The sequence below is a fragment of the Cohnella fermenti genome, assembly GCF_004801405.1.
Taxonomy (GTDB): Bacteria; Bacillota; Bacilli; order Paenibacillales; family Paenibacillaceae; genus Cohnella; species Cohnella fermenti.
In genome coordinates this window covers 1-1,436 of sequence record NZ_SSOB01000106.1, presented here as the reverse complement: position 1 = coordinate 1,436, position 1,436 = coordinate 1, and the positions used below count along the sequence as shown (strand labels likewise).

General features: G+C 49.9%; 1 protein-coding gene. It reads left to right on the top strand.

Going from position 1 to position 1,436, the window contains the following annotated elements; all coding sequences use genetic code 11:
• Window positions 1-89: 89 nt before the first annotated feature.
• Entirely contained in the window at window positions 90-1,208 is a 1,119-nt protein-coding gene (locus E6C55_RS33155) for an IS630 family transposase (RefSeq protein ID WP_136374112.1), read from the top strand.
• The last annotated feature ends 228 nt before the right edge of the window (window positions 1,209-1,436 follow it).

The following is a 1,436-nucleotide window of genomic DNA, read 5'->3' as shown; positions in this document are numbered from 1 at the left end:
CTAGTACAACGTTTCGTAAATTCGTTCCCTACGATTTGGCCATAACAGCCTCGTGGCGATCATCCTAATTTTGGATAATAGGAAAGAGGATGAAGAAGCGGCAGGTGATCGGAATGGAACGGATACATTTGACGACCAAACAACGTAAAAGTGTGAAAAAGATGATGCTTGGTCAGAAGACGGAGTATCGATTGAAACTGCGTGCGACGATCATTTGGGGCTTGGCTATGGAGAACAAGAGCCAAGCCGAAGTCGCAAATGAAACCGGGGTCTCAACCAAGACGGTTCGCAAATGGCAGCGGCGGTTTATCGATCATGGTATATGTGGTCTTGAAGATGCCCCGCGATCGGGAGCCCCTGTCACCTTCGATGCGGTAGAACGGTGTGAGGTCATCGCCATCGCTTGTGACAAACCCGAACACTATGGACTAAGCGGGCAAACGTTCTGGACCTACGATACCTTAACGGAGGTTGTGCACGCACAGGTTAAAGGCCCTATTATGAGCCGTACCACAATCTGGCGGACCCTGGATGAGCACGAATTGAAACCACATCGTCACGCGATGTGGCTGCACAGCAAAGACCCGCTGTTCAAGGAAAAAGTAAACGATATCGTGGGCTTGTATCATACGGAGCTTCCCGATGACGTCATCCTCTGCTGTGTAGACGAAAAGAGTGGGATGCAGGCCAATGAAAAAATCTACGAAACCCAGTTGCCACAGGTTCGAAAAGCAGGACGGGTCGAATTCGAGTATATCCGTCACGGTACACAAACGCTGATCAGCAGCTTTGATGTGAAAACCGGCCATGTCCTGGCTACTTGCGGCGATGGGCGAAAAGCGGAAGACCTTCTAGCTTTCATGGAACGCGTGGCCCAAACCTATCGCGAGTACCGCAAGATTATCATCATCTGGGACAACCTGAACATTCATCATGAAGGTCCTACCGAACACTGGGCAGCCTTTAATGCCAAACACGGCAACAAATTTGAGTTTCATTTTACTCCCGTGCACGCGTCATGGGTCAACCAGATCGAAATCTTCTATTCGATCCTCACCAAGCGCATCTTACGCAACGGCAGCTTCAACTCAAAGGACGAACTGAAGAGCAAAGTGATGGCGTTCATCTACCGATGGAACCAGATAGAGGCGCATCCTTTTCGGTGGACGTTCCGGGGCTATCCAACGCAAGATCAGGAGGCCACCTGATGCACCCGCTCATACTGGAAGGCGAGGAGCTCGAAGGTACACTTCATAAACAGGGGCTTATTCACCTCGATTAGATAGGGCCAACCATATGGGACGCTGGGAATCCCCTTTACAGGTTCGGCTCCGCAACTGCTCGCTGTACTAACAAACCAGTTCCCATTTGTATGGAGTGACTTTTAGTCTTCGGCATTTTATAAGGGGAATGAACTTCTGAAATGGTGTACTAGT

Bases quoted from the DNA above. Each gene is read 5' to 3' on its own strand.
- E6C55_RS33155 (WP_136374112.1), top strand. From the start codon at position 90: ATGAAGAAGCGGCAGGTGATCGGAATGGAACGGATACATTTGACGACC.